This is a genomic window from Microbacterium sp. TNHR37B (assembly GCF_001620065.1).
In the GTDB taxonomy this organism is placed as follows: domain Bacteria; phylum Actinomycetota; class Actinomycetes; order Actinomycetales; family Microbacteriaceae; genus Microbacterium.
Map to the genome: position 1 here is coordinate 18001 of NZ_LQGV01000003.1, position 25878 is coordinate 43878.

Consider the following 25878-nt stretch of genomic DNA (forward strand, 5'->3'; position numbering starts at 1 on the left):
CGCGGCGGCGCCTTGCCGGTCAGCCGAGCAGCTTCACCGGGTTGACGATGTCGGCGAGGATCAGCACGCCGCCCATCACGATGAGAGCGACGACCACGATCAGCGTGAGCGGCACGAGCCGCGTCGCGTCGACGGGACGGGGCGGGGGACGGCGGAAGAGGCGCGCCCACGCGCGCTTGATCCCGTCCCACAGCGCGACCACGACGTGCCCGCCGTCCAGGGGCAGCAGCGGCACGAGATTGAAGACGAACAGGGCGATGTTCAGCGCCGCCAGAAGCTCCAGGATCGCCGCGGCCCGATTGAGGATCGGCGCGTCGATGACGGCGACCTCTCCGGCCAGGCGCCCCGCCCCGACGACCGAGAGCGGGCCGTTGGGGTCGCGCCCTGCGCCACTGAAGGTGTCGACCGCCGTCTGATACACCCGCGCCGGCAACTGACCGATGATGCCCACGACCTGCCCCGTGCGCTCGAAGGTCGTCGCCGCGCCCTCCCAGATGGGCTGAGGAACGGGGGCGACGGTCGCGGTCATCCCGACGAATCCGACCTCGGCCGTCGTGGTCGTTCCATCGGCCTTCGTGATCGAGCGCTCCGCGAGCAGCGGCGTGACCTCGAGCGTCCGGCGCTCGCCCTCCCGTTCGATGACCACGTCGAGTCGTTGGCCGGGAGAAGCCTGGATGATCTTCGTCGCCGCCTCGAAGTCGGCGACGGGGGTCCCGGCGACCGACACGATCCGGTCTCCCGGACGGATCCCCGCGGCAGCGGCGGGGGACTGGGGATCCCCCGGCTCGCACGCGCCGCGGTTCTCGGTCGCGGGGAGAACGCACGCGTCGACGGCGGCGATGGTCGTGGTGGGGGTCTGGACGCCGATTCCCGACAGCACGATCGTCATGAAGACGATCGCGAGGAGCAGGTTCATGATCGGCCCACCGAGCATCACGACGATCCGGCGCCACACCGGAAGCTCATAGAAGGCGCGGCGGTCGCCCCGACCCACCAGCGTCTCGTCGTTGGCGGCGCGTGCGTCTTGGACCATCGTCGCGAAGAAACCGCCGCCCAGGCGCGTCTCCCGAGGCGACGGCGGGTACATGCCGGACATCGAGATGAAGCCGCCGAGCGGGAGTGCCTTGACGCCGTATGTCGTCTCTCCGATGCGCCGTGACCACAGGGTGGGGCCGAGGCCCACCATGTACTGCCCGACGCGCACGCCGAACAGCTTCGCCGGCAGGAGATGCCCGATCTCGTGGAGAGCGATCGAGACGCCCAGCCCGAGCACGAGGATGACGACCCCGATGACGAATGCGATGACGGTCACGATCGCTCAGGCTACTCGGACGAGCTTTGAATTGGCCGCGCCCGGTCCCGGTAGGCTCGGAGTCATGCACGAACGGGGGCGGGCGACGCGGCATGAGCGCGCTCTGCGTGGCGCGGCGGCCGCCGTCATTGCCACCGTGCTCGCCGCGACCGCCCACACCCTTGCCGGAGGAGGCGCTCCGGCATGGTGGATGGTGGTGGGCGTCGCGCTCCTGGTCCTGCCCTGCAGCGTGTGGCTCGCGGGGCGGCGGATGGGCGCGGTCGGAACGATGGCGAGTGTCCTGCTGACCCAGGGTCTGCTGCACGTCGCGTTCGTCATCCTGAACGGCACCGAACCCGTCCGGATGGCCGGCGGGCACCACCATGCCTCGACAGCACTTCCCGCCCTCTCGATGCCGGACGGCGCGACCGCGTTGCACGCCCACCTGACCCCGGGAATGATCGTCGCCCACGCCATCGCCGGCCTGCTGACGATCGTCCTGCTGCTGGCGGGCGAAGCCGCCGTGCGTCGGATCGCCCGCGGCATCCGGTCGGCGGCGGCACGCGTCCTCTCTCCGATCGTGTCGGCCCCGCACCCCCGCGGGGTCGTCCCGGCGCACACGGCCATCGGCCCCTCGCCCGTCTTCCTGTCCGTGCTTTCCCGAAGAGGTCCGCCCACCGCGGCGTTCTGATCCATTCCGGTCTCGACCGGTTCTCGTCGCCGGCTTCTCTGCCCGCGGCGCATCAACCTCTTCTCACAGAAAGCTTCGTCATGACTCGTCCCCTTTCCTCGCGCCGTCGCGCCCGGCTCGCCCTCTGCGGTTCGGGCCTGGCGGCCGCGCTCGTCGTCGCCGCCCCCCTCGCCGCCTCCGCCCACGTGCACGTCACGCCGGAGGAGGCGGCCGCCAACTCCTCCACGCGACTCTCGTTCAGCTTCAGCCACGGCTGCGAGGGCTCGCCGACGACCGCGATCACCATCGACATCCCGGATGGCGTGGACGGAGCCACTCCCGTGCTCGACGGCGCGTGGACCATCTCCCGCGAGGTGGGCACCGACGGCATCCCGACCCAAGTGAGCTTCACCGCCCTCACCCCGGTGGAGGACGGCGTGAGCGCCTCGGTCGCGCTCGACGCGATCTTCTCGTCCTCCGTCGCCGACTCCGACGTCGCCTTCCCGGTGCTCCAGACGTGCGAGAGCGGTGAGACGAACTGGAACCAGATCGCGGAAGAGGGACAGGAGGCTCACGACCTCGATGCTCCGGCACCGGTGGTCGCCGTGGGGCCTGCGGCAGCCTCGACGGGTGACGGTCACGGGGACGGCGGAGACCACGATGCCACCGGCTCGACTCCGCAGGCCGACGCCGCGGCGGCCTCGGATGCCGCCGACCCCGTGGCGCGCTGGCTTGCCGGCGGCGCGCTCGTCGCCGCCCTGGCCGCCCTCGGCGTGACCCTGCTGCGACGCCGGGCGTCCTGATCCCTCGGGGGAGGGGATGCGCTCGACACGCTCCCCTCCCCCGAGGCCCCGGCGGTCCCCGTGCTGCACCAGGGAGGAACGGCCCTCGGATGAGAGGATGGACGGGCCATGTCCGACATCGCCCCCACGCCGCCGGTCCTCCGTCCCGAGCACGTTCCGTCGCAACCGCTCGCGGATCTCGCCGGCCGCTTCGCCCACCGCGTCGTCGGTGACCCTTCCGGCGTGAGTGTCGGCGGCATCACCCTGGCCACCGGTGATCTGCGGCCGGGTGAGGTGTTCGTCGCGATCGCGGGAGCACACCGTCATGGCGCCGAGTTCGCCCCCGAGGCCGTCGCGCGGGGCGCCGTGGCGATCGTGACCGACGAAGCGGGTGCCGCATCGGCTGCAGCGACCGGTGTGCCGGTGCTCGTGGTGGACGACCCCAGGGCGCGTCTCGGCGAGCTCTCGGCGTGGGTGTACGGCACCGACCGGGACATGCCGCTGCTGCTCGCGATCACCGGAACGAACGGGAAGACGAGTGTTTCCCACCTCGTCGAGGGGATCCTGACGGCGCTCGGGGTCGTGACCGGGCTCTCGTCCACCGCCGAACGCCACATCGCCGGTCACGTGATCCCGTCCCGGCTGACCACGCCCGAGGCCTCCGAGATGCATGCCCTGCTCGCTCTCATGCGCGAGCGCGGCGTGCAGGCGGCGATGCTCGAAGTCAGCGCCCAGGCGCTGTCGCGCCACCGCGTCGACGGGCTCCTGTTCGACGTGGCGGGCTTCACCAACCTGACCCACGACCACTTGGACGACTACGGCGACATGGCCACGTACCTCGAGGCCAAGCTCGACCTCTTCCGCCCGCACCGATCCCGCCGCGCGGTCGTCTGCGTCGACAGCCCCGAAGGCCGTGAGGTGGCGCGCCGCGCCGAGGTGCCCGTCACGACCGTCCTCACGCCCGCCCTGGCCGATGGGCCGGTGGAGGCGGACTGGACCGTGACGATCATCGAGGAGCGCCAGGACGGCACGCGCTTCCGCCTGTCGCATCGAGACGGACGCGAGCTCGTGACGACTGTTCCCGTCATCGGCGGCCACATGGCCTCCAACGCCGGGCTCGCGATCGTCATGCTGGTGGAGGCCGGCTATGCCTGGGACGCGCTGAGGGCCCTGCTGTCCGAGGCGCGTGTCCCCGCAGACCTGCCGGGACGTATCCAGCGCGTCTCCGGTGACCGCGGCCCCGCGGTCTACATCGATTTCGCCCACTCGCCCGACGCCTTCGTGAAGACGTTGGCCGCCGTGCGCCACGTGACCCCGGGGCGTGTGGTCATGCTGACCGCGGCCAACGGGGATCGAGACACGACGAAGCGTCCGGAGATGGGCGCTGCCGCCGTCCGCGGCAGCGATGTCCTCGTCGTGACCGATCAGCACCCTCGGTCCGAGGATCCCGCGGAGATCCGCGCCGCGGTGATCTCCGGAGCGCGGGCAGCACGTCCGGACGCCGAGATCCACGAGTGCTCCTCTCCCGAGGAGGCCATCGCGTTCGCGGTCTCCCTGCTCCGAGACGGCGACGCCTTGCTGTGGGCCGGTCCCGGACATCAGCGCTACCGCGAGATCGCCGGGGTCAAGCGTCCGTTCGACGCGCCCGCACTGGCTGTCGCCGCGCTCGAGAGCGCCGGGTGGCCTGTCGCCGATGTTGTGGACTGACCACAACGCTTTCCGCACATTCGTCGCGTTCTCCACGGAAGTCCACAATCGTTCTGTTGTGGTCTGACCACAAGGGATATCGTGGAGGCATCCGGAATCCCTGGGCGAGTCGTTCCGTCCATCCGGTCCCACGAGGAAGCAAGGAATGCGATCATGACCACCGTCACTCCCGCCGCACAGGACGCCCTCCCCTCTGCATGGAACGGCTTCGCCGCCGGACCGTGGCAGGACGGCATCGACGTCCGCGACTTCATCCAGCGCAACTACACGCCCTACGAGGGAGATGCGGGGTTCCTGGCCGGGCCCACCGCGCGCACGACGCGGATCTGGAACACCCTCGCCGCGATGTTCCCCGAGGAGCGCGAGCGCGGCATCTATGACGTCGACCCGCACACCCCCGCCGGCATCACCGCCCACGCGCCGGGCTACATCGCCCGTGAGGACGAGGTGATCGTCGGGCTTCAGACCGATGCCCCGCTCAAGCGCGCGATCATGCCCAACGGCGGATGGCGGATGGTCGAGGGCGCCCTGGAGACCTACGGCTACGAGGTCGACGAGACGCTCAAGAAGGTGTACTCGGACTACCGCAAGACCCACAACCAGGGAGTCTTCGACGTCTACTCCCCCAACGTGCGTGCCGCCCGCAGCTCCCACATCATCACGGGCCTCCCGGACGCATACGGCCGCGGACGCATCATCGGCGACTACCGACGGGTCGCGCTCTACGGCGTCGACGCCCTCATCGCGGCCAAGAAGGTCGACAAGCTCGGCCTGGACACCACGCCCTTCACGGAGGAGGTCGTCCGCCAGCGCGAAGAGCACGCGGAGCAGATCCGCGCCCTCGCCGAGCTCAAGGAGATGGCGGCCTCCTACGGGTTCGACATCTCCGGACCCGCCACGAACGCCCGTGAGGCCGTGCAGTGGCTCTACTTCGCCTATCTCGGCGCCGTGAAGGAGCAGAACGGCGCCGCGATGTCGCTCGGCCGGACCTCCACCTTCCTCGACGTGTTCATCGAACGCGACCTCGCCGCGGGCGTGCTGACGGAGGAGCAGGCGCAGGAGATCATCGACGACTTCGTCATCAAGCTGCGCATCGTCCGGTTCCTGCGCACGCCGGAGTACGACTCGCTCTTCTCGGGAGACCCCACCTGGGTCACCGAGACGATCGGCGGCGTGGGTGAAGACGGACGTCCGCTCGTGACGAAGAACTCCTTCCGCTACCTGCAGACGCTGTACAACCTCGGCCCGGCTCCCGAGCCGAACATGACGGTCTTCTGGAGCCCGGCGCTGCCCCAGGGGTTCAAGGACTACTGCGCGCAGGTCTCGATCGACACCTCCGCCGTCCAGTACGAGTCGGACGAGATCATCCGGCCGGCATGGGGAGACGACGCCGCGATCGCCTGCTGCGTGAGCCCCATGCGCGTCGGCAAGCAGATGCAGTTCTTCGGGGCACGCGTCAACCTCGCCAAGACCCTCCTCTACGCCATCAACGGCGGCCGGGACGAGGTCTCCGGCACGCAGGTCTCTCCCCTCGCCTCCCCGGTCGGAGACGGCCCCCTGGACTTCTACGACGTCATGGCCCGGTTCGACAAGACGATGGACTGGCTGGCGGAGACCTACGTCGAAGCGCTCAACTGCATCCACTGGTCGCACGACAAGTACGCGTACGAGCGCCTGGAGATGGCCCTCCACGACAAGGACGTGCTGCGGACGATGGCCTGCGGGATCGCGGGCCTGTCGGTGGCCACCGACTCGCTCGCGGCGATCAAGTACGCCACCGTGACCCCGGTTCGCGATGAGCGCGGCATCGTCGTCGATTACGTCACCGAGGGCGAGTTTCCGACGTACGGCAACGACGACGACCGCGCCGACGACATCGCCGTCGACCTCGTCGAGCGGTTCATGGCGAAGATCCGGCGTCACCCGATGTATCGGAACGCTCTTCCGACGCAGTCGGTGCTCACGATCACCTCGAACGTCGTCTACGGCAAGGCGACCGGGAACACGCCCGACGGTCGTCGTGCGGGAGAGCCGTTCGCGCCGGGAGCCAACCCGATGAACGGACGCGACACGCACGGCATGCTCGCCTCGGCGCTGTCGGTGGCCAAGCTCCCGTACTCGCAGTCGCAGGACGGGATCTCCCTCACCAACACCGTCGTGCCGGCGGGCCTCGGCCGCACCAAGGAGGAGCAGGTGCACAACCTCGCCGGCCTCCTGGACGCGTACGTCGGGTCGGAGGGCTACCACATGAACGTCAACGTGCTGAACCGCGAGACGCTCGAAGACGCCATGGAGCACCCGGAGAACTACCCGCAGCTCACCATCCGGGTCTCGGGATACGCGGTGAACTTCGTGCGGCTCACGCGCGAGCAGCAGCTCGACGTGCTGTCGCGCACCTTCCACGGCTCGATGTGACGACACCTGTCCCGCAGAGGAGAGCTGAAGACATGGCTGCGACGATGCTCCGTCGCTCCGAGGAGCCGGTGCCGATGCGCGACGCGGCGCTGCCGGACGACGCGGTGCGCCTGGAGGTCCCCCTCCAGGCGCCCGCGGCACGCCGCGCCGGTGCCGGTCTCGACGGGCTTCACGTCGAGACCCTCGACCACCACGACCGCCTCACCGCGATGCGCGAGGGCCGACTCGGCTCCGTCCACTCCTGGGAGCTGGTCACCGCCGTCGACGGTCCCGGCACCCGGCTCACGACGTTCCTCAGCGGATGTCCGTTGCGCTGCCTCTACTGCCACAACCCCGACACCCTCGCCATGAAGGACGGGAAGCCGGTCACCAGCGACGAGCTGCTGGGCCGGATCGGCCGCTACGTCGGCGTCTTCCGCGCCACGGGCGGGGGCATCACGCTCTCGGGCGGCGAGGTCCTCATGCAGCCGGCGTTCGCCGCGCGCATCCTTCGGGGCGCGAAGGAGCTCGGCATCCACACGGCCCTGGACACCTCCGGCTACCTCGGCCAGAACGCGACCGATGAGATGCTCGACGACACCGACCTGGTGCTGCTGGACGTCAAGAGCGGCGACCCCGACACGTACCGCCGGGTCACCGGCCGGGACCTCGAGCCGACGCTCCGCTTCGGCCGTCGGCTGGCCGACCGCCCCGACGGTCCGGAGATCTGGATCCGGTACGTCCTCGTCCCGGGCCTCACCGATGACGCCGCCTCGATCGACCGTGTCGCGGCGTACGCAGCGGAGCTGAACACCCGGCGCGCCGGGGCGGTGTCCCGCGTGGAGGTGCTGCCCTTCCACCAGATGGGCCGCGACAAGTGGGACGCCGTCGGCCGGGCCTACGAGCTGGCCGACACGGTCGCGCCGTCGCCGGAGCTCACCGACCGCGTGCGCGCGCAGTTCCGGGCCTACGGCCTCACGACCTACTGATCCGGCGATCCGCTTCGGCCCTCGCCCAGCTCTCCGCCTCCATCAGCGTCTCCCGGGTCAACGTCGAGGGAGGAGTGTGGGCGTCCACGACGTGGGCCACCGTGTCGAGGATCCCGAGGAAGTCGAGCGCGCCGTCGTGGAAGGCGTCGACGGCCTGCTCGTTGGCGGCGTTGAACACCGCGGGGTAGGTGCCGCCGGCCCGGCCGACCTGCTTGGCCAGCCGGACGGCGGGAAAGGCGTCGTCGTCCAGCGGCTCGAACGTCCAGGACGTCGCCCGGGTCCAGTCCAGCGGAGCACCGACGCCCGCCACCCGATGCGGCCAATCCAGTCCGAGAGAGATCGGCAACCGCATGTCGGGCGGCGAAGCCTGCGCGATGGTCGATCCGTCCACGAACTCGACCATCGAGTGGACGATCGACTGCGGATGGACGACGACGTCGATCGCGTCGTACGGGACCCCGAACAGCAGGTGCGCCTCGATCACTTCGAGCCCCTTGTTCACGAGCGTCGCCGAGTTGGTCGTCACGACGCGGCCCATGTCCCAGGTGGGATGAGCGAGCGCCTCGGTCGGTGTCACGGCCGACAACTCTTCTCGGTTCCGGCCCCGGAAGGGTCCCCCGGACGCGGTGAGCACGAGTCGGCGTACCTCACCGGCCGCACCGGCCTGCAGCGCCTGAGCGATGGCGGAATGCTCCGAGTCGACCGGGACGATCTGGCCGGGCGCGGCGACGGCGGTCACGAGGTCTCCCCCGACGATGAGGGACTCCTTGTTCGCGAGCGCCAATGTGCGACCCGTCTCCAGCGCGGCGAGCGTGGGACCGAGGCCCACCGACCCCGTGATGCCGTTGAGGACCACGTCGGCGTCCACATCGCGTACGAGGGCTTCGGCCTCGACGGCCCCGAGCGCGGTCGCCGAGACGCCGAACTCAGCGGCTTGCCGGGCGAGGCCGGCGCGATCACGGCCGGCCGCAAGCCCCGCGACGTGGAACCGGTCGCGGTTGGCCCGGATCACGTCGAGCGCCTGCGTTCCGATCGAGCCGGTGGAACCGAGGATCAGGACGCGCCGCATGTTCCCAGCCTAGGACCCTGCGATCACCGGCTCACTGCGCCGCAGCGGCGTGCTGCACCCCGAGGATGTCGACGACGAAGACGAGCGTCTCGCCCTTCAGGTCGGCGTCGTTGATCTTGCCGTCGCCGTAACCGTCAGCGGGCGGGATGACCACGAGCACCTGCGACCCGACCGTGTGACCGTCCAGGGCCTTCTGGAAGCCCTTCACGAATCCCGTGGTCTGTGCGGAGTACGGCGTGCCGCTCGCCCAGGTGTCGCCACCGTCGAAGAGCTTGCCCGTCGACCACCGCATGCCGCGGAACTGGATCAACACGGTGTCGCCGGAACGCACCTCGGGACCGTCGCCCTTCCTGAGCGTGGCCACCTCGGTCTTGGTGGGCGGGTCGGCGTCGGGGATGGCGATCTTCGGCGCCCCGTCGTCGCCCGTCGTGACGGTGGGCATGCCGGGCACGGGCTCCTGCGGCTCGCCCGACGCTGCGGTGGGAACGACGGAGAGGAGATCGATCACGTACACCTCGGCAGCGGCCGCAGGCGTCGACTCGGTGGCCGGGGTCGCGGGGAAGGTCGCCACGATCCGCGTTCCGGGAGCGCTGCAGCCGAGCAGCTGTCCGAGACCGGTGGCCGCCGAGATCTGCGTCGGCAGCATCTCGCCGGGCTTGTATCCCGCGGTGCCGAGAGGCTTGCCCGTCTCGGCGCTGAACGCGTTGAAGGCGAACGAGATGTAGTCGCCCGCGACGAGCGGATCGCCCTTGCCCTTCTCCAACACGCTCACCTGGACGTCGTCGACGGTGAGCGGCGCAGCGAACTCGACCTTGTCGGGCTCGGCTCCGAACTTGCCCGTCACGGAGACGGCCTTCGACGCGTCGCCGGGCGCCGCCATCGCATCGCACAGATCCACGGCCGCCGTGGCCGTCGGACTCGCCGTGGGCGTGGGCGTCTTTCCGCCCAGCCCGGCACATCCGGCCAGCAGAAGCGCCGATGCAGCGGCGATGGACACGGTGGCGAGCGGGCGAAGACGCACGAAGAGACCTCACGAGTGAAGGGAAACACCCCGGTCGGGGCAGAACCCTCCTATCCTGGCGCATCTTCTTCTGTCCCCGCTGTGAAAGCGTCATACCACGCCCGGAATGCGATCGGGAGTACCCTCTTCTGGTGACTGAACACCAGACGCCGCAACCGAGTTCGGTGGAGGCATCCAGTGACGACGTCTCGGGAGTGGGCTTCACCTACGTCATCGGGCGGTGGGTCGTCGCTCCGCTGGCCCGGCTGATCTACCGGCCTCGTATCGAGGGCGCCCAGCACATGCCGCGCAAGGGTCCGGTCATCCTCGCGAGCAACCATCTGTCGTTCATCGACTCGTTCGTCATCCCGATGTTCGCGCCGCGGCCCGTGTACTTCCTCGCGAAGTCGTCGTACTTCGACGGCAAGGGCATCGCGGGCTGGATCAGCCGCCAGTTCTTCACCGCGATCGGCGCGACGCCGGTGCAACGGGGCGCGGGGCAAGCAGCTCTCGATGCGCTCGACCAGCAACGACGCATCCTGGAGTCGGGGCGCGCGATCGCGCTGTACCCGGAAGGGACGCGGTCCCTCGACGGACGTCTGTACAAGGGCCGCACCGGCGTCGCGTTCCTCGCGCTCGAATCGGGAGCCCGGGTCGTGCCCGTGGGGCTGATCGGGACGAACGACGCCATGCCCGTCGGTGCCAAGTGGCCGCGGTTCCGCCCGCGCGTGACGATCCGATACGGAGAGCCGTTGGACCTCTCCCACCATGGTCCGGCCTCGTCGGGCCGCGCCCGCCGGGCGGCCACCGACGAGATCATGGCCGCGATCCACGCCCTATCGGGTCAGGAGCTTGCCGGCGCGTACAACGAGGCGCCCGCGCAGAACCCGGTGGAGCGCCTGAAGCAGGTCCTCCCCCACGAGCGGCGCTGACCCTCGAGGCGCGCGAAGAAGGCTCGGCGTCAGGCGACGCTGATGACCGGTTCGTGACGGACGGGGAAGTTCACGCTGTTGGCGATGAAGCACCAGGCGTTGGCCTGGGCGTGCGCCGCCTCGGCGGCTGCCCGCATGCTCTCTTCCGCCACGACGACTCTCGGACGCAGGACGACCTCGCGGAAGGCCCCGCCGCCGGCGCCGTCCTCCACCATCGTTCCGCTGGCGTCGTCCTCGTACGACACCACCACGACGCCGGCCTGCACGCAGGCATGGAGGTAGGACAGCAAGTGGCACTCGGACAGGGCGGCCAGGAGCAGATCTTCGGGATTCCACCGGGTGGCGTCGCCGCGGAAGGGCTTGTCGCTGGAGGCGGCGATCTCGGGCTTGCCGTCGACGGCGAGCGTCACGGCGCGGTCGTAGTCGCGGTAGCCGCTCGTTCCCGGCCCACGGTTGCCCGTCCACGTGGCCTTCAGCGCGTACCGATGTTCACCCCACACGCGAACCAGTCTGCCACCGCGAGGATGGTTGGGGGGTCAGCGGCGACCGCATCTTCGACCTCAGCCGCATCCCGATAGTCGTGAAGGTCAGGACGGAGCCCCGCGTTAGGCTGACGGGCGTGTCGCAGACCTTCTCCGTGTCCTCCGCCGTCGAGCTCGCCGTCGTCGAACGCAGCGGCTTCATCGAATCGCGTCACAGCGGTGCCGCCCTCGTGCTGAGCCCCGACGGCGTGGCCGTGGAGACCCTCGGCGACGTCGACGCCGCCATCCTCCCGCGGTCGAGCATGAAGCCGCTGCAGGCGCTCGGCTGCGTGACGGCGGGCGCCGCCCTCGAGGGCGAACGGCTCGCACTGGCCACCGCCAGCCACTCCGGCACCGATCGTCACGTCGCCGTCGTCCAGAGCATCCTCGACAGCGCGGGTCTCGATGAGAGCGCCCTGCAGTGCCCGCCGGCATGGCCCAGCGACGCGGACGCGCGCGACGATCTGGTCCGGGCCGCGGGAGCACCACAGCGCGTCCGCATGAACTGCTCGGGCAAGCACGCCGCGATGCTCCTCGCCTGCGTGGCCAATGGGTGGGAGACCGGGGGCTACCTGGACCCGTCTCACCCGCTGCAGGTGCACGTGCGCGAGGTCATCGAACGCCTGACCGGAGCGAAGGTCAGCGCGACGGCCGTCGACGGGTGCGGCGCACCGGTGTACGGCATGTCCCTCACGGCGCTCGGCCGGGCGATCCACCGCATCGGCACGGCATCCGAGCGTTCGCCCTTCGCACTGCACCGCCTCGCCGGCACTCTCGTGCGAGCCGTTCGAGACAACCCGTGGACGATCGATGGGCCCGGGCGCCCCGACACGATCGCGATCGAACGGCTCGGCGTGTTCGCCAAGGGGGGCGCGGAAGGGGTCATGGTGATGGTCGCCCCCGATGGGACGACGGTGGCGTTGAAGGTCCTGGACGGGAGCGGCCGAGCCGCGACGGCGATCGCGTTGTCTCTGTTGGAGAGGCACGGAGCGTTGACCTCGAGCGAGGTTGCCGCCACGATGGCTGTGCTCCCCCTTCGCGTGAGCGGGGGCGGAGCCGACGTCGGCGCAATCCGCCCGACGGCGTCTACGCCGGGGACGTGAGCCGCCGGCCTGCCACGAGCCCGAGTCGTCACCCCTGACGCGGGCGCGAGAGGAACCCATGAGGATCAGCGTCCCCACCGAGATCAAGAACAACGAGTACCGGGTGGCCCTGACACCGGCCGGTGTCCACGACTTGACGGTGAGCGGCCACGAGGTGTTCGTGCAGCGCGGGGCCGGCGCCGGCTCGTCGATGACCGACACGGAGTATGCGGAGGCCGGGGCGACCCTGCTCGACGATGCGGCGGAGGTGTGGGCGCGAGCCGAACTGGTCCTCAAGGTCAAGGAGCCGATCGCGGCGGAGTACGGCTACTTCCGCGACGACCTGGTGCTGTTCACCTATCTCCACCTGGCGGCAGACCGTCCCCTGGCCGAGCGACTCTGCGAGAGCGGCATCACGGCGATCGCCTACGAGACGGTGCAGCTTCCCGGAGGGGGTCTGCCGCTGCTCGCGCCGATGAGCGAGGTGGCCGGCCGTCTCGCTCCCACCGTGGGGGCCCACACCCTCATGCGATCCTCCGGCGGAATCGGGGTGCTCATGTCTGGTGTGCCCGGAACCCGCCCCGCCACGGTCACGGTGATCGGTGGCGGTGTCGCCGGCGCGAATGCCGCAGTGATCGCCGCGGGAATGGGCGCCGACGTCACGGTCTTCGACACCAACATCGCCCGGTTGCGCTTTCTCGACGACCATTTCCAGGGACGCGTCAAGACGGCTGCATCCAACCCGCTGGATCTTGATCGGGCGGTCGTTTCCAGCGACCTGGTGATCGGATCGGTCCTGATTCCGGGCGCGAAGGCCCCCAAGCTCGTGACGAACGAGATGGTCTCACGGATGCGGCCCGGGTCGGTTCTCGTCGACATCGCCGTCGACCAGGGCGGCTGCTTCGAGGACACGCGGCCGACGACCCACGCCGAGCCGACCTTCGTCGTTCACGGGAGCGTCTTCTATTGCGTGGCGAACATGCCGGGCGCCGTGCCGCACACCTCCACTTCGGCGCTGACCAACGCGACACTCCCGTACGTGCGACGGATCGCGGCGCTGGGCTGGGAGGGCGCGTTGTCGGCCGACCCGGCGCTGGCAGCGGGCCTGAACGTGACGGCGGGATCGATCGTGAATGCCGGAGTCGCCGAGGCGCACGGAATGCCGCTCGTCGCGCGCGACTCCGTGCTGGCTCCCGAGGCCGCCTCACGCTGAGATCGCCCGCGAGCGCGGTCTCGGTACTCGTCGAGCCGTTCACGCCGGCAGCACCACGCGAGAGACGTTCCCAGCCGAGATCTCCCATGCGCGCCGCGCGTGCGGGGTGACGACCGGAGGGAGCTCGCGAACACCGGTGAGCGCGCGGAACTCCCCCGCACACACGGCGTCGATGACCATCACGGCGTCGGCCCGCGCCTGTGCCAGCGCGCGCCAGTGCGCCAGCCAGGTCTCGGGACTGCCCCACACGACGCGTCCCGGCGCGATGACGGCCCCGGGTGCATCGACCGGAACGACCTCGCTTCCCCCCTCCTCCCAGATCGACGCCACTGCCGCTCCGCGCGGTCCGGGAGCACTGACGAAGGCCACCGGACGGCGGCCCGGGCGCCATGCCGTCTCGCCGGCGCTTCCCATCGGTACGGGCGGGGATGGCGGCGTCCACAGCACCTGTGCGAGCGCTTCGCCGACCCGAGCGCGTCCGGGCGGGAGCAGACCCCGATCGCGGCCATCACCTCCCGCGGCGATGTCATCGGCGCGGGACACCGGTGCGAGCAGGATACGCAGTGGCGCGGCGTCCAGGAGACGCCCCATCGGCCCCGTCGCGCGCTGGCTGGAGAGCGCGACCCGCAGCCCGCGGCCGCGGGCTTCTCGCAAGAGTCGTTCGATCCGTTCGCGCGCGGCGGCGGCGTAATCCGGGGGAAGACGAGCGAGGAGAAGATCGACGTCGTCGAGCAGGATCACCGTCCCGGAGACGGCCTCCTCCGCAGCTGCGAGGGCGTCCCAGCCCGTCTCGGTATCGGCGGGAACGACGACCGTGTGCGGGGCCTGGGCCGCCACGACTCGCAGGGTCGTCGACTTACCACTGCCCGCGGAACCGACGACGGCGAGTCCGGGCATGTCTCTGCTCCACTCCAGCGGCGGCTGGCGCTGAGAGCTCGGGTCGTCGACGACGGCCACCACGATCTCGAGCCCCGCGCGGGTGACCGAATCGAGTGGGATGCGGGCAGGAAGAGGCGGGAGCCAGGGCCTCGGCGGGGTGGGTCCCGCCATCGCGAGCGCGAGTGCGTCCGGTGGGGGGCACTGCACGATGCGTGCCGGGGCTGCGACATCGTCGCGACTGGTCCGCACGAGACAGATGCCACGATCGTCTCCTCTCCCGGACAGCGCCACCGCGTCATCGGAGTCGAGCACCGCGCGGGAGTCGGATGCATCAGTCACTCTGAGCGCCATCCGCAGCGGCGCGTTCGCGAGGACGGACTCACGGAAGACTCCCGCAGCACGCTGCGAGGCGAGGATGAGGTGAATCCCGAGCGCGCGGCCCCGCGCCGCAAGGTCGCCGAAGAGGTCGTGCAGATGCGGATAGGCGGCCACCAGCGCCGCATACTCGTCGACCACGACGACGAGGCGACCCAGCCGATCACGGGCCTCACCGATCTCTCGGGCCCCGGCCTCAGCCAACACGCGTTCTCGGCGTCGAACCTCGGCACGCAGACTCTGGACGGCGCGGAGGGCCGCCTCCTCGTCGAGGTCGGTGACGACGCCCGTGACATGAGACAGGTCGAGCAGCGGATCGAAGGTGCGTCCTCCCTTGAAATCGACCAGGAGGAAGCTCACCCGGTCCGGCGGATGGGCAGCCGCCAGGGAGGCGACCCAGGTGGTGAGCAATTCACTCTTGCCGGAGCCGGTGGTGCCAATGACGACGGCGTGCGGCCCATCGTGGACGAGGTCGATCACGACGGGCGCGCCCGCGCGGAGCCCGATCACCGCCGACAGAGCGTCGGTCGGGACGGGGGTTGCGCTCACCAGAGCCCGCCACGTCGGTGGGTCGGAGTTCTCGACGGACCCGACCTCCACGGCTGCCCGGAGGCGAAGACGTTCGGCGATGGCCTCGGCCTGCGGGACCGAGACTCCCTCGACCTCGACCGCATGCGTCCGCGCCCCGAAACGGAGGGTTCCTCGCGTCGGACCATCCAGGGTGAGGACGGCGGCGCAGCGCGGGGGCGGTGGCGAACCATCCGCGACGACGACGAGGGGAACGGTCGGAGCTGCGTGCAGCGTGGTCGGTCGGGAGAGCGACACAGACGTCTCCGCCGTCGCCGTGGCGTGCGGAAGCAGATCGATCCACTCGCCGTGATCGGCGCCCTCGACGATCCGGATACTGCCGGGTGGGGAGTTGAGACAGATCTGCAGCACCATGGCGCGCGCGACGGCCGCCGCGCACGCCCACGGTCCGACGACGGCGATGCCCGCCTCGAGCGGGACCAGCACCGGCGCGTCGTCCAGTGAACCGGCGAGGCGGCGCAGCGATGTGTCGGCCTCCGAGTCGTCACCCCCCTCGATACGCAGAACGCTCTGGCGTCGACCACGACCGACGACGACCACATCGGAACGAGCCGGGACGGCACGCCACTCGTCGCCGGGTCGACGCAGATGCATCGCCACGTCGGGATGCTGTTCCCACAGCGCGCGGCGTTCTTCATCGTGGCGGGCGGCGATCCGCGTCTTCATCGCCTCGGATGCCGCTCGCGATTCGCGCTTCCAGGAACGGGCGGACCGACGACGCGCGCGGGCGCCGTCCAGGACGCCCGCGATGGCCACGAGGGGTCCCAGAGCCGCGAACCACAAGGCGAACGTCGATCCCGTGATCATCCACAGCACCGCGGCGCCGAACACGGGCACCACGGCAGCGGCGAGAGGGAACGGCGCGCGTGGTGGAGCTGCCGGGGGCGACGGCAGCCGGAGAGGCTCATCGAGCGAGGAGGTCATGCTCCCAGTAGACCTCCACCAAGACCGGCGTGATCCGTGCGAGGCGCCGGCGGTGGACGAAGGGAATCAGTCGTCGAGCGGGGAGGAACCGGTGCGCGTGACGTTGAGGACGATGATGCTGATGTTGTCGCGCCCGCCGTTCTCCAGCGCAGCCTCGAGCATGGCGTCGCTTGCCTCGGTGGGGTCCTCGTGCTGAAGGAGGAAATGCAGGATGCCGTAGTCGGTCAGTTCCTTCGTGAGGCCGTCGCTGCAGACGACGAAGCGGTCGCCGTCGAGGACCTCGAGGCGCACGTAGTCGGGAACGACGCCGTCGGACGGCCCCACGGCACGCGTGATGACGTTGCCGTACGGGTGATTCTCCGCTTCCTCGGGACTCAGACGCCCCGCGGCGATCAACTCTTGCACCACGGAGTGATCCGTCGTGATCTGCGCGAGGCTCTCATCGCGGTAGAGGTAGACACGGGAGTCGCCGATGTTCAGGGTGACCCAGGTCGGCTCGGGCGTGCTGGTGTCCAGGAACACTCCGGTGACCGTCGTGCCGGTGCCTTCATCGGTCGTCTCGGGGTGAGCGCCGATGTCGCTCACAGCGCGACCGAGCGCCTTCTCGATGGCCTTCGGACTGATCGTCCCCTTGTCAGCGACCGCACGGAGTCGGTCCACCGCGCTGGAGGAAGCGATCTCGCCGCCGATGTGCCCGCCCATCCCGTCGGCGACGACGAAGAGGGGGAACTGGGCGAGGACGGCGTCCTGATTGACGTCGCGGCGGCGTCCGGTGTGGGTGAGGGCCGACCAGGACAGCTCCAGAGTTCCGCCCGGCAACGACAGGCTGCGCTTCTGGGTCGCGGACTCGGGCACGCGCTCACCCTTCCTTGGTCGATGGCGGGGCGTTGTCACACTCTAGTGGACACGCCTGTGCCGCGCCGATCACGGCCGCGTGATGGCGAACGTGTCGACGACGCGAAGGCAGCGCGGTCCCGACACGAGACGCATATTGCCGAGGGATGCCCGCGAGCACTACGGTGGCGGACGGACGGTCGGTGCCGCCGAACGCGCCACCCCGAGACTCGCTCCCCCACGAAAGGCACTCCCATGACGGATCCTCAGGAACCGCAGCCCGGCCAGGTCACTCCCCCACCCTCGGCTCCCACCCCGCCTCCCGCCGCGTCGACGCCTCCCCCTCCGGGAGCCACCACTCCGCCGCCGGCGGCCACGCCGCCCTCGGCGCCGTACGCGGCGGCGGCCCCGGCGGGACCGCTGACGCCGGAGCAGGACCGCACGTGGGCGATGTGGGCGCACATCGGCGGCGTGGTCGGATTCCTTCCCTCGCTCATCATCTGGCTGCTCTTCAAGGACCGTGGTCCCCGCACCAACGTCGAGGCGAAGGAAGCACTGAACTGGCAGATCACCTTCACGATCTTCTACGTGGCGGCCCTCATCGTCACCTCGATCCTCGGCAGCCTTCTGTGGGTGCTCGGCCTGTTCCTCTGGCTCGTGCCGCTCGCGGTCTGGGTACTGAACGTCGTGTTCTCGATCCAGGGCGGCATGCGCGTCAACAACGGCGGCAGCTACCAGTACCCGATCAACTTCCGGTTCATCAAGTAGTTCGGTTCGGTCCCCTCAGACGGACACACGTGGCGAAGGCCCCGCTTCGGCGGGGCCTTCGTCGTCCATGCGCCGAGCGTCCCACGGCAGCGTCAGACCCGCAGTTCCACTTCGCCCGGCGCCCCTGGCCTCATCTCGAGTCCTGACGCCTCCGCCCACCGCAGGAGCGCGTCACGTGATCCCACTCGCGGTCGCGCCGTGGCGAGCTGTCGCACGAGAGCCCCTTTCGCATGCTTGTTGAAGTGATTGAGGGCGCGAACGGCGCCATCGGCTCCCGCGGACACCACTCGGACGAACGCCGACGGGCACTCCGCGGGCAGAGGGCCGAGCGCGGCATAGGCTTCCGACCGCAGGTCGAGCGTGAACCGCGGCGCGCGGGCCCGTAGCGCCGCCGTGACCGCCTCCGCCCACACCCGGCGGGCCGGAGGGAGGCCGGGAAGCGTCACTCCCGCACCCATCCGGTAGTACGGGATCGGGTCGAGCGCTCCGATCGGCCCCCACGGAGCCGAGTGGATCATGACATGGCCACCCAGCCAGCGGCGGGCCGGCGCCGTCAGCGACGGAGCATCGAGCGCGTCGTACAGCACACCGGTGTAGCGATCGACCGCCGGCATCGTCGGCGCCACTTCCAGCTCCGCGTTGGCGGCGACCTCGGCGAGCTGGCGCGGCGAGAGCTTCAACACCCGGGCGGCGTGGCTCTCATAGCCGCTGAGCGCCACCAGAGCAGCGACCGCCCTCTCTCGCACCGGGCCGAGCTCCGGCAGGGCGAGTCCATCCGGAGCGAGCGGTGCGCCGCTCCCCCCGGGTCGCTTCGTCTCACTCGGCGGCAAGAGAACGAGCATTCTCACGGCTCCTCGGGACAGACGAGACCACCCCGCCGCCGACGTCCTCTGCAGAGGCGACGGCGCGGGGTGGTCGCGGATGGGTGTGTGGGTCAGGACTCCAGCGAGGCGTGGCCGGCGAAGATCGTCAGATCGTCGCCCTCCATCGACACGAAGCCATCCTGTGCACTCGCGACGACCTTCGTGCCGTCGGACTGCGTGATGCGCACCTGTCCTTCGGCGAGGATCGCGAGGACGGGCTCGTGACCGGTCATGAAGCCGATCTCGCCCTCGACGGTCTTGGCGACGACGAGGTTCGCCTCACCGTGCCAGACCTCCTCCTCGGCGGAGACGAGGGTGACGGTCAGCGCCATCTCAGCTGTTCTCCTTCTGGATCTTCGCCCACTTCTCCTCGACGTCGGAGATGCCGCCGACGTTGAAGAAGGCCTGCTCGGCGACGTGGTCGAAGTCACCCTTGACGATCGCGTCGAACGACTCGATGGTCTCCTTGATCGGAACCGTCGAGCCCTCGACACCGGTGAACTTCTTGGCCATGTAGGTGTTCTGCGAGAGGAACTGCTGGATGCGGCGGGCGCGAGCCACCACGACCTTGTCCTCTTCGGAGAGCTCGTCGACACCGAGGATGGCGATGATCTCCTGCAGTTCCTTGTTCTTCTGGAGGATCTGCTTCACGGCGGTGGCCACGCGGTAGTGGTCCGCTCCGATGTAGCGCGGGTCGAGGATGCGGCTCGTCGAGGCGAGCGGGTCGACGGCGGGGTACAGGCCCTTCGACGCGATCTCACGCGAGAGCTCGGTCGTCGCATCGAGGTGCGCGAACGTCGTAGCCGGAGCGGGGTCGGTGTAGTCGTCGGCGGGGACGTAGATCGCCTGCAGCGAGGTGATCGAGTGACCGCGGGTCGAGGTGATGCGCTCCTGGAGCACACCCATCTCGTCGGCCAGGTTCGGCTGGTATCCCACCGCGGAGGGCATGCGGCCGAGCAGCGTCGACACCTCGGAGCCCGCCTGCGTGAAGCGGAAGATGTTGTCGATGAACAGCAGCACGTCTTGCTTCTGCACGTCGCGGAAGTACTCCGCCATCGTGAGGGCCGACAGCGCGACGCGCAGACGCGTCCCCGGCGGCTCGTCCATCTGGCCGAAGACGAGGGCGGTCTTGTCGAAGACGCCCGCCTCTTCCATCTCGTGGATGAGGTCGTTGCCCTCACGGGTGCGCTCACCGACACCGGCGAACACGGAGACGCCACCGTGGTCCTGCGCGACGCGCTGGATCATCTCCTGGATGAGGACGGTCTTGCCGACGCCGGCACCACCGAACAGACCGATCTTTCCACCCTGCACGTAGGGCGTCAGGAGGTCGATGACCTTGATGCCGGTCTCGAACATCTGGGTCTTGGACTCGAGCTGGTCGAAGTTGGGCGCCTGGCGGTGGATGCCCCAGCGCTCGGTGACCTCGACGGTCTCGCCGGGAGCCGCGTTGAGCACGTCGCCGGTGACGTTGAAGACCTTGCCCTTGGTGACGTCGCCGACGGGAACCGTGATGGGACCGCCGGTGTCACGCACTTCCTGGCCGCGGACCATGCCGTCGGTCGGCTTGAGGGAGATGGCGCGGACGAGGTCGTCGCCGAGGTGCTGGGCGACCTCGAGGGTGATCTCCGTCGACTCGTCGCCGATCGTGATCGTCGTCTTCAGAGCGTTGTAGATGTCGGGGATCGAGTCGTGCGGGAACTCGATGTCGACGACGGGGCCGGTGACGCGCGCGACGCGACCGACGACCGTGGTCGCTTGGGCGGTGGCGGTGGTGGTCATTCTCTGTCTCTTTCAGTGTGTCGGTTGGCGTCGAGGCTTACTTGCCCGATGAGAGGGCGTCGGCGCCGCCGACGATCTCTGCGATCTGCTGGGTGATCTCGGCCTGGCGCGCGTTGTTGCGCAGACGGGTGTAGTCGGTGATGAGCTTGTCGGCGTTGTCGCTGGCCGATTTCATCGCCTTCTGGGTGGCCGCGTGCTTGGCCGCCGACGACTGCAGAAGGGCGTTGAACACGCGGCTCTGCACGTAGACGGGAAGCAGTGCGTCGAGGACGACCTCGGGGCTCGGCTCGAACTCGTACAGCGGGTACACCTGCGACGCGGCGGTGGCCTCGCCTTCCTCGGCCTCGACGACCTCCAGCGGGAGCAGGCGGACCGTCTCCGGCGACTGCGTCATCATGCTGACGAAGCGGTTGTAGACGAGGTGGATCTCGTCGACACCGTCGGCATCGCCGCCCCGATCGTAGGCGTCGAGGAGGGCTCCCGCGATCTGTTCGGCCGTGTTGAAGTGAGGCGTGTCGGTGTCACCGGTCCACTCCCCCGCCCACGGCATCTGCCGGAACTGGAAGTACCCGACGGCCTTGCGCCCGACGAGGAAGTACACCGGCTCACGGCCTTCGCTGCGCAGCAGCTCGCCGAGCTGGAGCCCTTCGCGGAGGATCTGCGAGTTGAACGCACCCGCGAGTCCCCGGTCGGAGGCGAAGATGACCACCGCCGAGCGGCGGATGTTCTCCCGCTCGGTGGTCAGCGGATGCTGCACGTTGGAGTGGGTGGCAACGGCCGAGACCGATCGCGTCACCGCGCGGGCGAAAGGCGACGACGCGCGCACGCGCGCCATCGCTTTCTGGATGCGCGAAGCCGCGATGAGTTCCATCGCCTTCGTGATCTTCTTGGTGGTCTGCGCAGAAGAGATCTTCTGCTTGTAGACCCGGAGTTGTGCGCCCATGGATTCTCTGTCCCGTCGTCGCCGGGGTCAGCCCCGGCGGCCCTTGACGATCTTCTCCTGGTTCACGTCGTCGGCGCTGGCAGCGGCGACCTCTTCGTGACCGGGCTTGTTGATCGCCTGGCCCTTGCCGCCCTGGAACTCGAGCACGAACGCGTCCGTGACCTTCTCGAGCTCGGCGAGGGTGTCGTCGTCGAGAACGTTCGTCTCACGCAGTGTGTCGAGGATCGACGTGTTGCGCTTGAGGTAGTCCAGGAGATCCCGCTCGAAGCGGAGGACGTCCTCGACCGCGATCGAGTCGAGCTTGCCGTTGGTGCCCGCCCAGATCGAGACGACCTGCTCCTCCACCGGGTACGGGTCGTACTGGGGCTGCTTGAGGAGCTCGGTGAGGCGCGCACCACGGTCGAGCTGACGACGCGACGCGGCATCGAGGTCCGACGCGAACATCGCGAAGGCCTCCAGCGAGCGGTACTGCGCGAGCTCGAGCTTCAACGTTCCCGAGACCTTCTTGATCGACTTCACCTGCGCATCGCCACCGACGCGCGAAACCGAGATACCCACGTCGACGGCGGGACGCTGGTTGGCGTTGAAGAGGTCGGACTGCAGGAAGATCTGGCCGTCGGTGATGGAGATCACGTTGGTCGGGATGTACGCCGAGACGTCGTTGGCCTTGGTCTCGATGATCGGAAGACCGGTCATCGAGCCCGCACCGAGCTCGTCCGACAGCTTCGCGCACCGCTCCAGCAGACGCGAGTGCAGGTAGAAGACATCGCCGGGGTAAGCCTCACGGCCCGGCGGGCGGCGGAGGAGGAGCGAGACGGCGCGGTAGGCCTCGGCCTGCTTAGACAGGTCATCGAAGATGATGAGGACGTGCTTGCCGTCGTACATCCAGTGCTGGCCGATGGCCGAACCGGTGTACGGCGCAAGGTACTTGAAGCCGGCGGGGTCGGAGGCGGGGGCAGCGACGATCGTCGTGTACTCCATCGCCCCGGCGTCCTCGAGCGCGCCCTTGACGGAGGCGATCGTGGAGCCCTTCTGCCCGATGGCCACATAGATGCAACGCACCTGCTTGGTCGGGTCGCCCGACTCCCAGTTGGCCTTCTGGTTGATGATCGTGTCGATCGCGATCGCCGTCTTGCCCGTCTGACGGTCGCCGATGATGAGCTGACGCTGACCACGGCCCACGGGGATCATGGCGTCGATCGCCTTGATGCCCGTCTGCATGGGCTCGTGCACGCTCTTGCGGGCCATGACGCCGGGCGCCTGGAGCTCGAGGGCGCGGCGGCCGGTCGTGGCGATCTCGCCGAGGCCGTCGATCGCGTTGCCGAGCGGGTCGACGACGCGGCCGAGGTAGCCGTCACCGACGGCGACCGAGAGCACCTCGCCGGTGCGGGTGACCTTCTGGCCGGCCTCGATGCCGGAGAACTCACCGAGGACGACGACACCGATCTCGTTCTCGTCGAGGTTGAGCGCGAGACCCTCGACGCCGTTCTCGAAGCGCACGAGCTCGTTCGCCATCACGCCGGGGAGACCCTCGACGTGAGCGATGCCGTCGGCGGCGTCGATCACCGTGCCGACCTCCGTCGCGGAGGCCGCGTCCGGCTCGTACGCGGCGACGAAGTCTTTCAGCGCGTCACGGATGACGTCGGGGCTGATGGACAGTTCTGCCATGGTCTTCCTTTGTTGTGAAAATCGGTGCAGGCTTCCCTGCGGTCCCGCTCCCGGTGGGAGCGGGGAAGTTCTAGCCAGCCAGGCGCTGACGCAGGTCGTTCAGTCGGGACGACACGGTCGCATCGATCACGTCGTCGCCGATCTCCACGCGCAGCCCGCCGATGACGGCGGGGTCCACGACGAGGTTGAGAGCAACGTCCGACCCGTACCGCTGCGCGAGGATGCCGCGGAGGCGATCGAGCTGTGCCGCATCGGGCGCCGTGGCCGCGTAGACGGTGGCCACGGTGCGGCCACGCTCGTCGGCGACCAGTCGCAGAGCCCGCGTGAGGAGCGCGCGCACGCGACGCTCGCGGGGCTGCTGCACGAGCGACGAGACGATGAGCGTGGTGGCTTCGCTCGCGCGCCCGGTGAGCAGAGTCTCGATGAGCGAGCCCTTCGCCGAGGCATCGCCGAGCCGGCTCCCGAGCGCGAGCTCGAGTTCCGGGTTGGCGGCCACGGTGCGGGAAACCTCGAACAGTTCCCCTTCGATGTCGACCGACGGTGCTGCGATCGAGGCGGCACGGATCGCGAGCGCCTCGATTCCCGCGATCAGGTCTTCGAGCGACGACCACCGCTGGCCCGCTGCGGCGGTGAGCAGCGCGACGGTCTCCGGCTGGAAGGCCGCGAACACACGCCCGGCGACGTCGGCTCGGGCCTCGCCCGCGACACCCCAGGCCGACAGCGCACTGCTGAGCTGCGAGGACTCAGCGATCGTGCGGGCCGCGAGGAAGAGCTCACGGGTGACCGTCAGATCGGTGATCCGGGTCGCCTTCAGCGCCGCCTCGGTAGCCGTCAGCGCCTGAGTGGTCGCGCTTCCCATTACTTCGACGCTCCCGCTTCGAGGTCGGCGAGGAAGCGGTCCACGACGCTCTTGGCCTTCTGGTCGTCGGAGAGGGTCTCCCCGATGACACCGCTGGCCAAGTCGAGGGCAAGCGTGCCGACCTCGCTACGCAGCGAGACGAGGGCCGTCTGGCGCTCCGCCTCGATCTGCGTGTGGGCCGCAGCCGTGAGGCGTGCCGCCTCGGCGGAAGCGGTGTCCTTGGCCTCGGCGACGATCTTCTTGCCGTCCTCACGGGCGGCGTCGCGGATCTCGCCGGCTTCCTTGCGCGCCTCGGCCAGCTGGGCCGTGTACTCCTCGAGCGCGGCCTCGGCACGACGCTGCGCCTCGTCCGCCTTCGCGATGTTGCCTTCGATGGCGGCGGAGCGCGCGTCGAGGAGCGTCTGCATCTTGGGCAGGGCGACTCGCCAGAACACGAAGAGGATGACGACGAAGCAGACCGCCGACCAGATGATGTCGTACCACGCGGGGATCAGGGGGTTGTGCGCCGCCCCCTCTTCCGCGGCGTACGTGACAAGAGCGTTCAGCATCCTGTCTCCTTAAGGCTGGTGAGGCGATTTACTGGAAGATGAAGTAGGTCGCGATACCGATGAAGGCGAGCGCCTCGGTGAAGGCGATACCGATCCACATCAGCACCTGCAAGCGGCCGGCCAGCTCGGGCTGGCGAGCGACGCCTTCGATCGTCTTGCCGACGACGATGCCCACGCCGATGGCGGGACCGATGGCGGCGAGGCCGTAGCCCATCGTCGCGACGTTGCCGCTGAGCTCGGCGAGAACCGTAGTTGCGTCCACGGGGTGTTTTCCTTTCGGTTGAGGGCGGCCCTGAATCGGTCAGGGTTGGGGGCCGACCCGCTTTAGTGCTCTTCCGCCACCGCGAGCTGGATGTAGACCGCGGTGAGGAGGGCGAAGACGTACGCCTGGAGGACGGCCACCAGGAGCTCGAACAAGGTGAAGACGAAGCCGAAGGCGAGGGATCCGGCGGCCAGCGCCGACCACCATCCGCCGAGCTCGACGAGGAAGAACTGCGTCGCCGCGAAGAAGAGCACGAGCAGGAGGTGCCCGACCATCATGTTCATCAGGAGTCGCAACGTCAGGGTGACGGGACGGATGACGAAGGTGGAGATGAGCTCGATCGGCGTGACGATGAAGTAGATCGGCCACGGCACGCCCGAGGGGAACAGCGCGTTCTTGAAGAAGTTCTTGGGGCTCTTGCGGATGCCGGCGTAGATGAACGTGACGTAGCTGATGACGGCGAGCAGGAGCGGGACGGCGACGATGCTCGTGCCGGCGATGTTCATGAACGGGATGACGCCCGTGAGGTTCATGAACAGCACCATGAAGAAGATCGTGGTGAGGATGGGAAGGAAGCGCTGGCCGTCCTTCTTGCCGAGCAGATCCTCCGCGATGTTGACGCGCACGAAGTCGAGCCCCATCTCGACGAGGCTCTGGAAGCGCCCGGGCACGACGCGCATGCGGCGCGTGCCGAGCCAGAAGATCAGGACGATCGCGAGAGCCGCGACGAACTGGATGAGGTGGATCCGCGTGACCGGGATGACCCCGAACGCGTTGAAGAGCACCTCGGGGAAGAACTCACCGATCGACGGGCCGTGGAACTCAGGGCCTTCCGAGTTCGCGGCGTTCAGGCCGGCGGAGGTGGCGATCAGGGTCGCAGTCTGGGTAAACAGCGCTGGCTCCAGCTTCGGGGCACCGGCCAGGGCCGGGGCGAC

At 69.3% G+C, this 25878-nt stretch carries 24 protein-coding genes; 9 read left to right on the forward strand and 15 right to left on the reverse strand.

The features are described from left to right. Positions 1–19: 19 nt before the first annotated feature. Positions 20–1312 (reverse strand): M50 family metallopeptidase, encoded by a 1293-nt coding sequence (locus AVP41_RS08395; RefSeq protein WP_067163239.1) that lies wholly within the window; start codon positions 1310–1312, stop codon positions 20–22. A gap of 64 nt (positions 1313–1376) precedes the next feature. Here AVP41_RS08395 and AVP41_RS08400 point away from each other — a divergent pair, with 64 nt between their 5' ends. The 5 genes from AVP41_RS08400 (at position 1377) to pflA (ending at position 7833) form a co-directional block, all read left to right on the forward strand. Further along, positions 1377–1982, forward strand: coding sequence for a hypothetical protein (locus tag AVP41_RS08400; protein ID WP_067163241.1), 606 nt, complete (start codon positions 1377–1379; stop codon positions 1980–1982). A gap of 80 nt (positions 1983–2062) precedes the next feature. Further along, the gene (locus AVP41_RS08405) at positions 2063–2764 is read left to right on the forward strand and encodes a DUF1775 domain-containing protein (RefSeq protein WP_067163243.1); all 702 of its coding nucleotides are present in this window, start codon (positions 2063–2065) and stop codon (positions 2762–2764) included. Positions 2765–2872: 108 nt separating this feature from the next. Beyond that, on the forward strand, positions 2873–4450 hold the full coding sequence (locus tag AVP41_RS08410; protein WP_067163246.1) for a Mur ligase family protein: 1578 nt from the start codon (positions 2873–2875) through the stop codon (positions 4448–4450). Between the two features lie 153 nt (positions 4451–4603). Then, positions 4604–6865 (forward strand): formate C-acetyltransferase, encoded by a 2262-nt coding sequence (pflB, locus tag AVP41_RS08415; RefSeq protein WP_067163248.1) that lies wholly within the window; start codon positions 4604–4606, stop codon positions 6863–6865. A 32-nt stretch (positions 6866–6897) separates the two neighbouring features. Next, entirely contained in the window at positions 6898–7833 is a 936-nt protein-coding gene (gene pflA, locus AVP41_RS08420) for a pyruvate formate-lyase-activating protein (RefSeq protein ID WP_082829120.1), read from the forward strand. On the opposite strand, the gene dxr is transcribed toward pflA, so the two are convergent. Both dxr and AVP41_RS08430 read right to left on the reverse strand, forming a co-directional pair. Then, the gene (gene dxr / locus AVP41_RS08425; protein WP_067163250.1) at positions 7820–8902 is read right to left on the reverse strand and encodes a 1-deoxy-D-xylulose-5-phosphate reductoisomerase; all 1083 of its coding nucleotides are present in this window, start codon (positions 8900–8902) and stop codon (positions 7820–7822) included. The two genes, pflA and dxr, sit on opposite strands and share 14 nt — an antisense overlap. 31 nt (positions 8903–8933) lie before the next feature. Beyond that, positions 8934–9923, reverse strand: coding sequence for an FKBP-type peptidyl-prolyl cis-trans isomerase (locus AVP41_RS08430; protein ID WP_067163252.1), 990 nt, complete (start codon positions 9921–9923; stop codon positions 8934–8936). 131 nt (positions 9924–10054) lie between these two features. On the opposite strand from AVP41_RS08430, the gene AVP41_RS08435 reads away from it, so the two are divergent. Continuing rightward, positions 10055–10834 carry a lysophospholipid acyltransferase family protein gene (locus tag AVP41_RS08435; protein WP_067163254.1) on the forward strand — a complete coding sequence of 260 codons (780 nt, stop codon included), beginning with the start codon at positions 10055–10057 and terminating at the stop codon, positions 10832–10834. Positions 10835–10863: 29 nt separating this feature from the next. On the opposite strand, the gene AVP41_RS08440 is transcribed toward AVP41_RS08435, so the two are convergent. Beyond that, the gene (locus AVP41_RS08440) at positions 10864–11334 is read right to left on the reverse strand and encodes an OsmC family protein (RefSeq protein WP_067163256.1); all 471 of its coding nucleotides are present in this window, start codon (positions 11332–11334) and stop codon (positions 10864–10866) included. A 119-nt stretch (positions 11335–11453) separates the two neighbouring features. Here AVP41_RS08440 and AVP41_RS08445 point away from each other — a divergent pair, with 119 nt between their 5' ends. Then, positions 11454–12458 (forward strand): asparaginase, encoded by a 1005-nt coding sequence (locus AVP41_RS08445; RefSeq protein WP_082829121.1) that lies wholly within the window; start codon positions 11454–11456, stop codon positions 12456–12458. Between the two features lie 58 nt (positions 12459–12516). Then, positions 12517–13650, forward strand: a complete 1134-nt coding sequence (ald, locus tag AVP41_RS08450; protein WP_067163261.1) for an alanine dehydrogenase — start codon at positions 12517–12519, stop codon at positions 13648–13650. A gap of 39 nt (positions 13651–13689) precedes the next feature. On the opposite strand, the gene AVP41_RS08455 is transcribed toward ald, so the two are convergent. Together AVP41_RS08455 and AVP41_RS08460 are read right to left on the reverse strand one after the other, a co-directional pair. After that, a complete protein-coding gene (locus AVP41_RS08455) occupies positions 13690–16416 on the reverse strand; it encodes an FtsK/SpoIIIE domain-containing protein (RefSeq protein ID WP_067163264.1) in 2727 nt (908 codons plus the stop codon). A gap of 66 nt (positions 16417–16482) precedes the next feature. Continuing rightward, positions 16483–17271, reverse strand: coding sequence for a PP2C family protein-serine/threonine phosphatase (locus tag AVP41_RS08460; RefSeq protein ID WP_067163266.1), 789 nt, complete (start codon positions 17269–17271; stop codon positions 16483–16485). Between the two features lie 234 nt (positions 17272–17505). Here AVP41_RS08460 and AVP41_RS08465 point away from each other — a divergent pair, with 234 nt between their 5' ends. Then, positions 17506–18018: a DUF4870 domain-containing protein gene (locus tag AVP41_RS08465; RefSeq protein ID WP_067163268.1), complete on the forward strand. Its 513-nt coding sequence runs from the start codon at positions 17506–17508 to the stop codon at positions 18016–18018. Between the two features lie 92 nt (positions 18019–18110). On the opposite strand, the gene AVP41_RS08470 is transcribed toward AVP41_RS08465, so the two are convergent. From AVP41_RS08470 to atpB, 9 genes are all read right to left on the reverse strand, one after another. Continuing rightward, positions 18111–18860, reverse strand: a complete 750-nt coding sequence (locus tag AVP41_RS08470) for a YaaA family protein (protein WP_067163271.1) — start codon at positions 18858–18860, stop codon at positions 18111–18113. Between the two features lie 92 nt (positions 18861–18952). Next, positions 18953–19213 carry a F0F1 ATP synthase subunit epsilon gene (locus AVP41_RS08475; RefSeq protein WP_067163273.1) on the reverse strand — a complete coding sequence of 87 codons (261 nt, stop codon included), beginning with the start codon at positions 19211–19213 and terminating at the stop codon, positions 18953–18955. Position 19214: 1 nt separating this feature from the next. Continuing rightward, positions 19215–20663: a F0F1 ATP synthase subunit beta gene (atpD, locus tag AVP41_RS08480; RefSeq protein ID WP_067163276.1), complete on the reverse strand. Its 1449-nt coding sequence runs from the start codon at positions 20661–20663 to the stop codon at positions 19215–19217. Between the two features lie 37 nt (positions 20664–20700). Next, on the reverse strand, positions 20701–21606 hold the full coding sequence (locus tag AVP41_RS08485; protein WP_067163278.1) for a F0F1 ATP synthase subunit gamma: 906 nt from the start codon (positions 21604–21606) through the stop codon (positions 20701–20703). Between the two features lie 27 nt (positions 21607–21633). Continuing rightward, a complete protein-coding gene (gene atpA, locus AVP41_RS08490) occupies positions 21634–23274 on the reverse strand; it encodes a F0F1 ATP synthase subunit alpha (RefSeq protein ID WP_067163280.1) in 1641 nt (546 codons plus the stop codon). Positions 23275–23344: 70 nt separating this feature from the next. Beyond that, positions 23345–24133: a F0F1 ATP synthase subunit delta gene (locus AVP41_RS08495; RefSeq protein WP_067163282.1), complete on the reverse strand. Its 789-nt coding sequence runs from the start codon at positions 24131–24133 to the stop codon at positions 23345–23347. Beyond that, a complete protein-coding gene (locus tag AVP41_RS08500; protein ID WP_067163285.1) occupies positions 24133–24681 on the reverse strand; it encodes a F0F1 ATP synthase subunit B in 549 nt (182 codons plus the stop codon). Before AVP41_RS08500 ends, AVP41_RS08495 begins: the two co-directional genes overlap by 1 nt. A 28-nt stretch (positions 24682–24709) precedes the next feature. Then, entirely contained in the window at positions 24710–24943 is a 234-nt protein-coding gene (atpE, locus tag AVP41_RS08505) for an ATP synthase F0 subunit C (RefSeq protein WP_067163287.1), read from the reverse strand. A 62-nt stretch (positions 24944–25005) separates the two neighbouring features. Next, on the reverse strand, positions 25006–25848 hold the full coding sequence (atpB, locus tag AVP41_RS08510) for a F0F1 ATP synthase subunit A (protein ID WP_442922795.1): 843 nt from the start codon (positions 25846–25848) through the stop codon (positions 25006–25008). Positions 25849–25878 lie beyond the last annotated feature (30 nt).

What these genes read in the sequence shown, in the direction of transcription:
- atpA (WP_067163280.1), bottom strand. Translation starts at nt 23,274, where the DNA reads ATGGCAGAACTGTCCATCAGCCCCGACGTCATCCGTGACGCGCTGAAA.
- AVP41_RS08495 (WP_067163282.1), bottom strand. Translation starts at nt 24,133, where the DNA reads ATGGGAAGCGCGACCACTCAGGCGCTGACGGCTACCGAGGCGGCGCTG.
- atpD (WP_067163276.1), bottom strand. Translation starts at nt 20,663, where the DNA reads ATGACCACCACCGCCACCGCCCAAGCGACCACGGTCGTCGGTCGCGTC.
- dxr (WP_067163250.1), bottom strand. Translation starts at nt 8,902, where the DNA reads ATGCGGCGCGTCCTGATCCTCGGTTCCACCGGCTCGATCGGAACGCAG.
- AVP41_RS08400 (WP_067163241.1), top strand. Translation starts at nt 1,377, where the DNA reads ATGCACGAACGGGGGCGGGCGACGCGGCATGAGCGCGCTCTGCGTGGC.
- AVP41_RS08410 (WP_067163246.1), top strand. Translation starts at nt 2,873, where the DNA reads ATGTCCGACATCGCCCCCACGCCGCCGGTCCTCCGTCCCGAGCACGTT.
- AVP41_RS08485 (WP_067163278.1), bottom strand. Translation starts at nt 21,606, where the DNA reads ATGGGCGCACAACTCCGGGTCTACAAGCAGAAGATCTCTTCTGCGCAG.
- AVP41_RS08405 (WP_067163243.1), top strand. Translation starts at nt 2,063, where the DNA reads ATGACTCGTCCCCTTTCCTCGCGCCGTCGCGCCCGGCTCGCCCTCTGC.
- AVP41_RS08455 (WP_067163264.1), bottom strand. Translation starts at nt 16,416, where the DNA reads ATGACCTCCTCGCTCGATGAGCCTCTCCGGCTGCCGTCGCCCCCGGCA.
- pflA (WP_082829120.1), top strand. Translation starts at nt 6,898, where the DNA reads ATGGCTGCGACGATGCTCCGTCGCTCCGAGGAGCCGGTGCCGATGCGC.
- AVP41_RS08475 (WP_067163273.1), bottom strand. Translation starts at nt 19,213, where the DNA reads ATGGCGCTGACCGTCACCCTCGTCTCCGCCGAGGAGGAGGTCTGGCAC.
- AVP41_RS08470 (WP_067163271.1), bottom strand. Translation starts at nt 18,860, where the DNA reads ATGCTCGTTCTCTTGCCGCCGAGTGAGACGAAGCGACCCGGGGGGAGC.
- AVP41_RS08500 (WP_067163285.1), bottom strand. Translation starts at nt 24,681, where the DNA reads ATGCTGAACGCTCTTGTCACGTACGCCGCGGAAGAGGGGGCGGCGCAC.
- ald (WP_067163261.1), top strand. Translation starts at nt 12,517, where the DNA reads ATGAGGATCAGCGTCCCCACCGAGATCAAGAACAACGAGTACCGGGTG.
- pflB (WP_067163248.1), top strand. Translation starts at nt 4,604, where the DNA reads ATGACCACCGTCACTCCCGCCGCACAGGACGCCCTCCCCTCTGCATGG.
- AVP41_RS08465 (WP_067163268.1), top strand. Translation starts at nt 17,506, where the DNA reads ATGACGGATCCTCAGGAACCGCAGCCCGGCCAGGTCACTCCCCCACCC.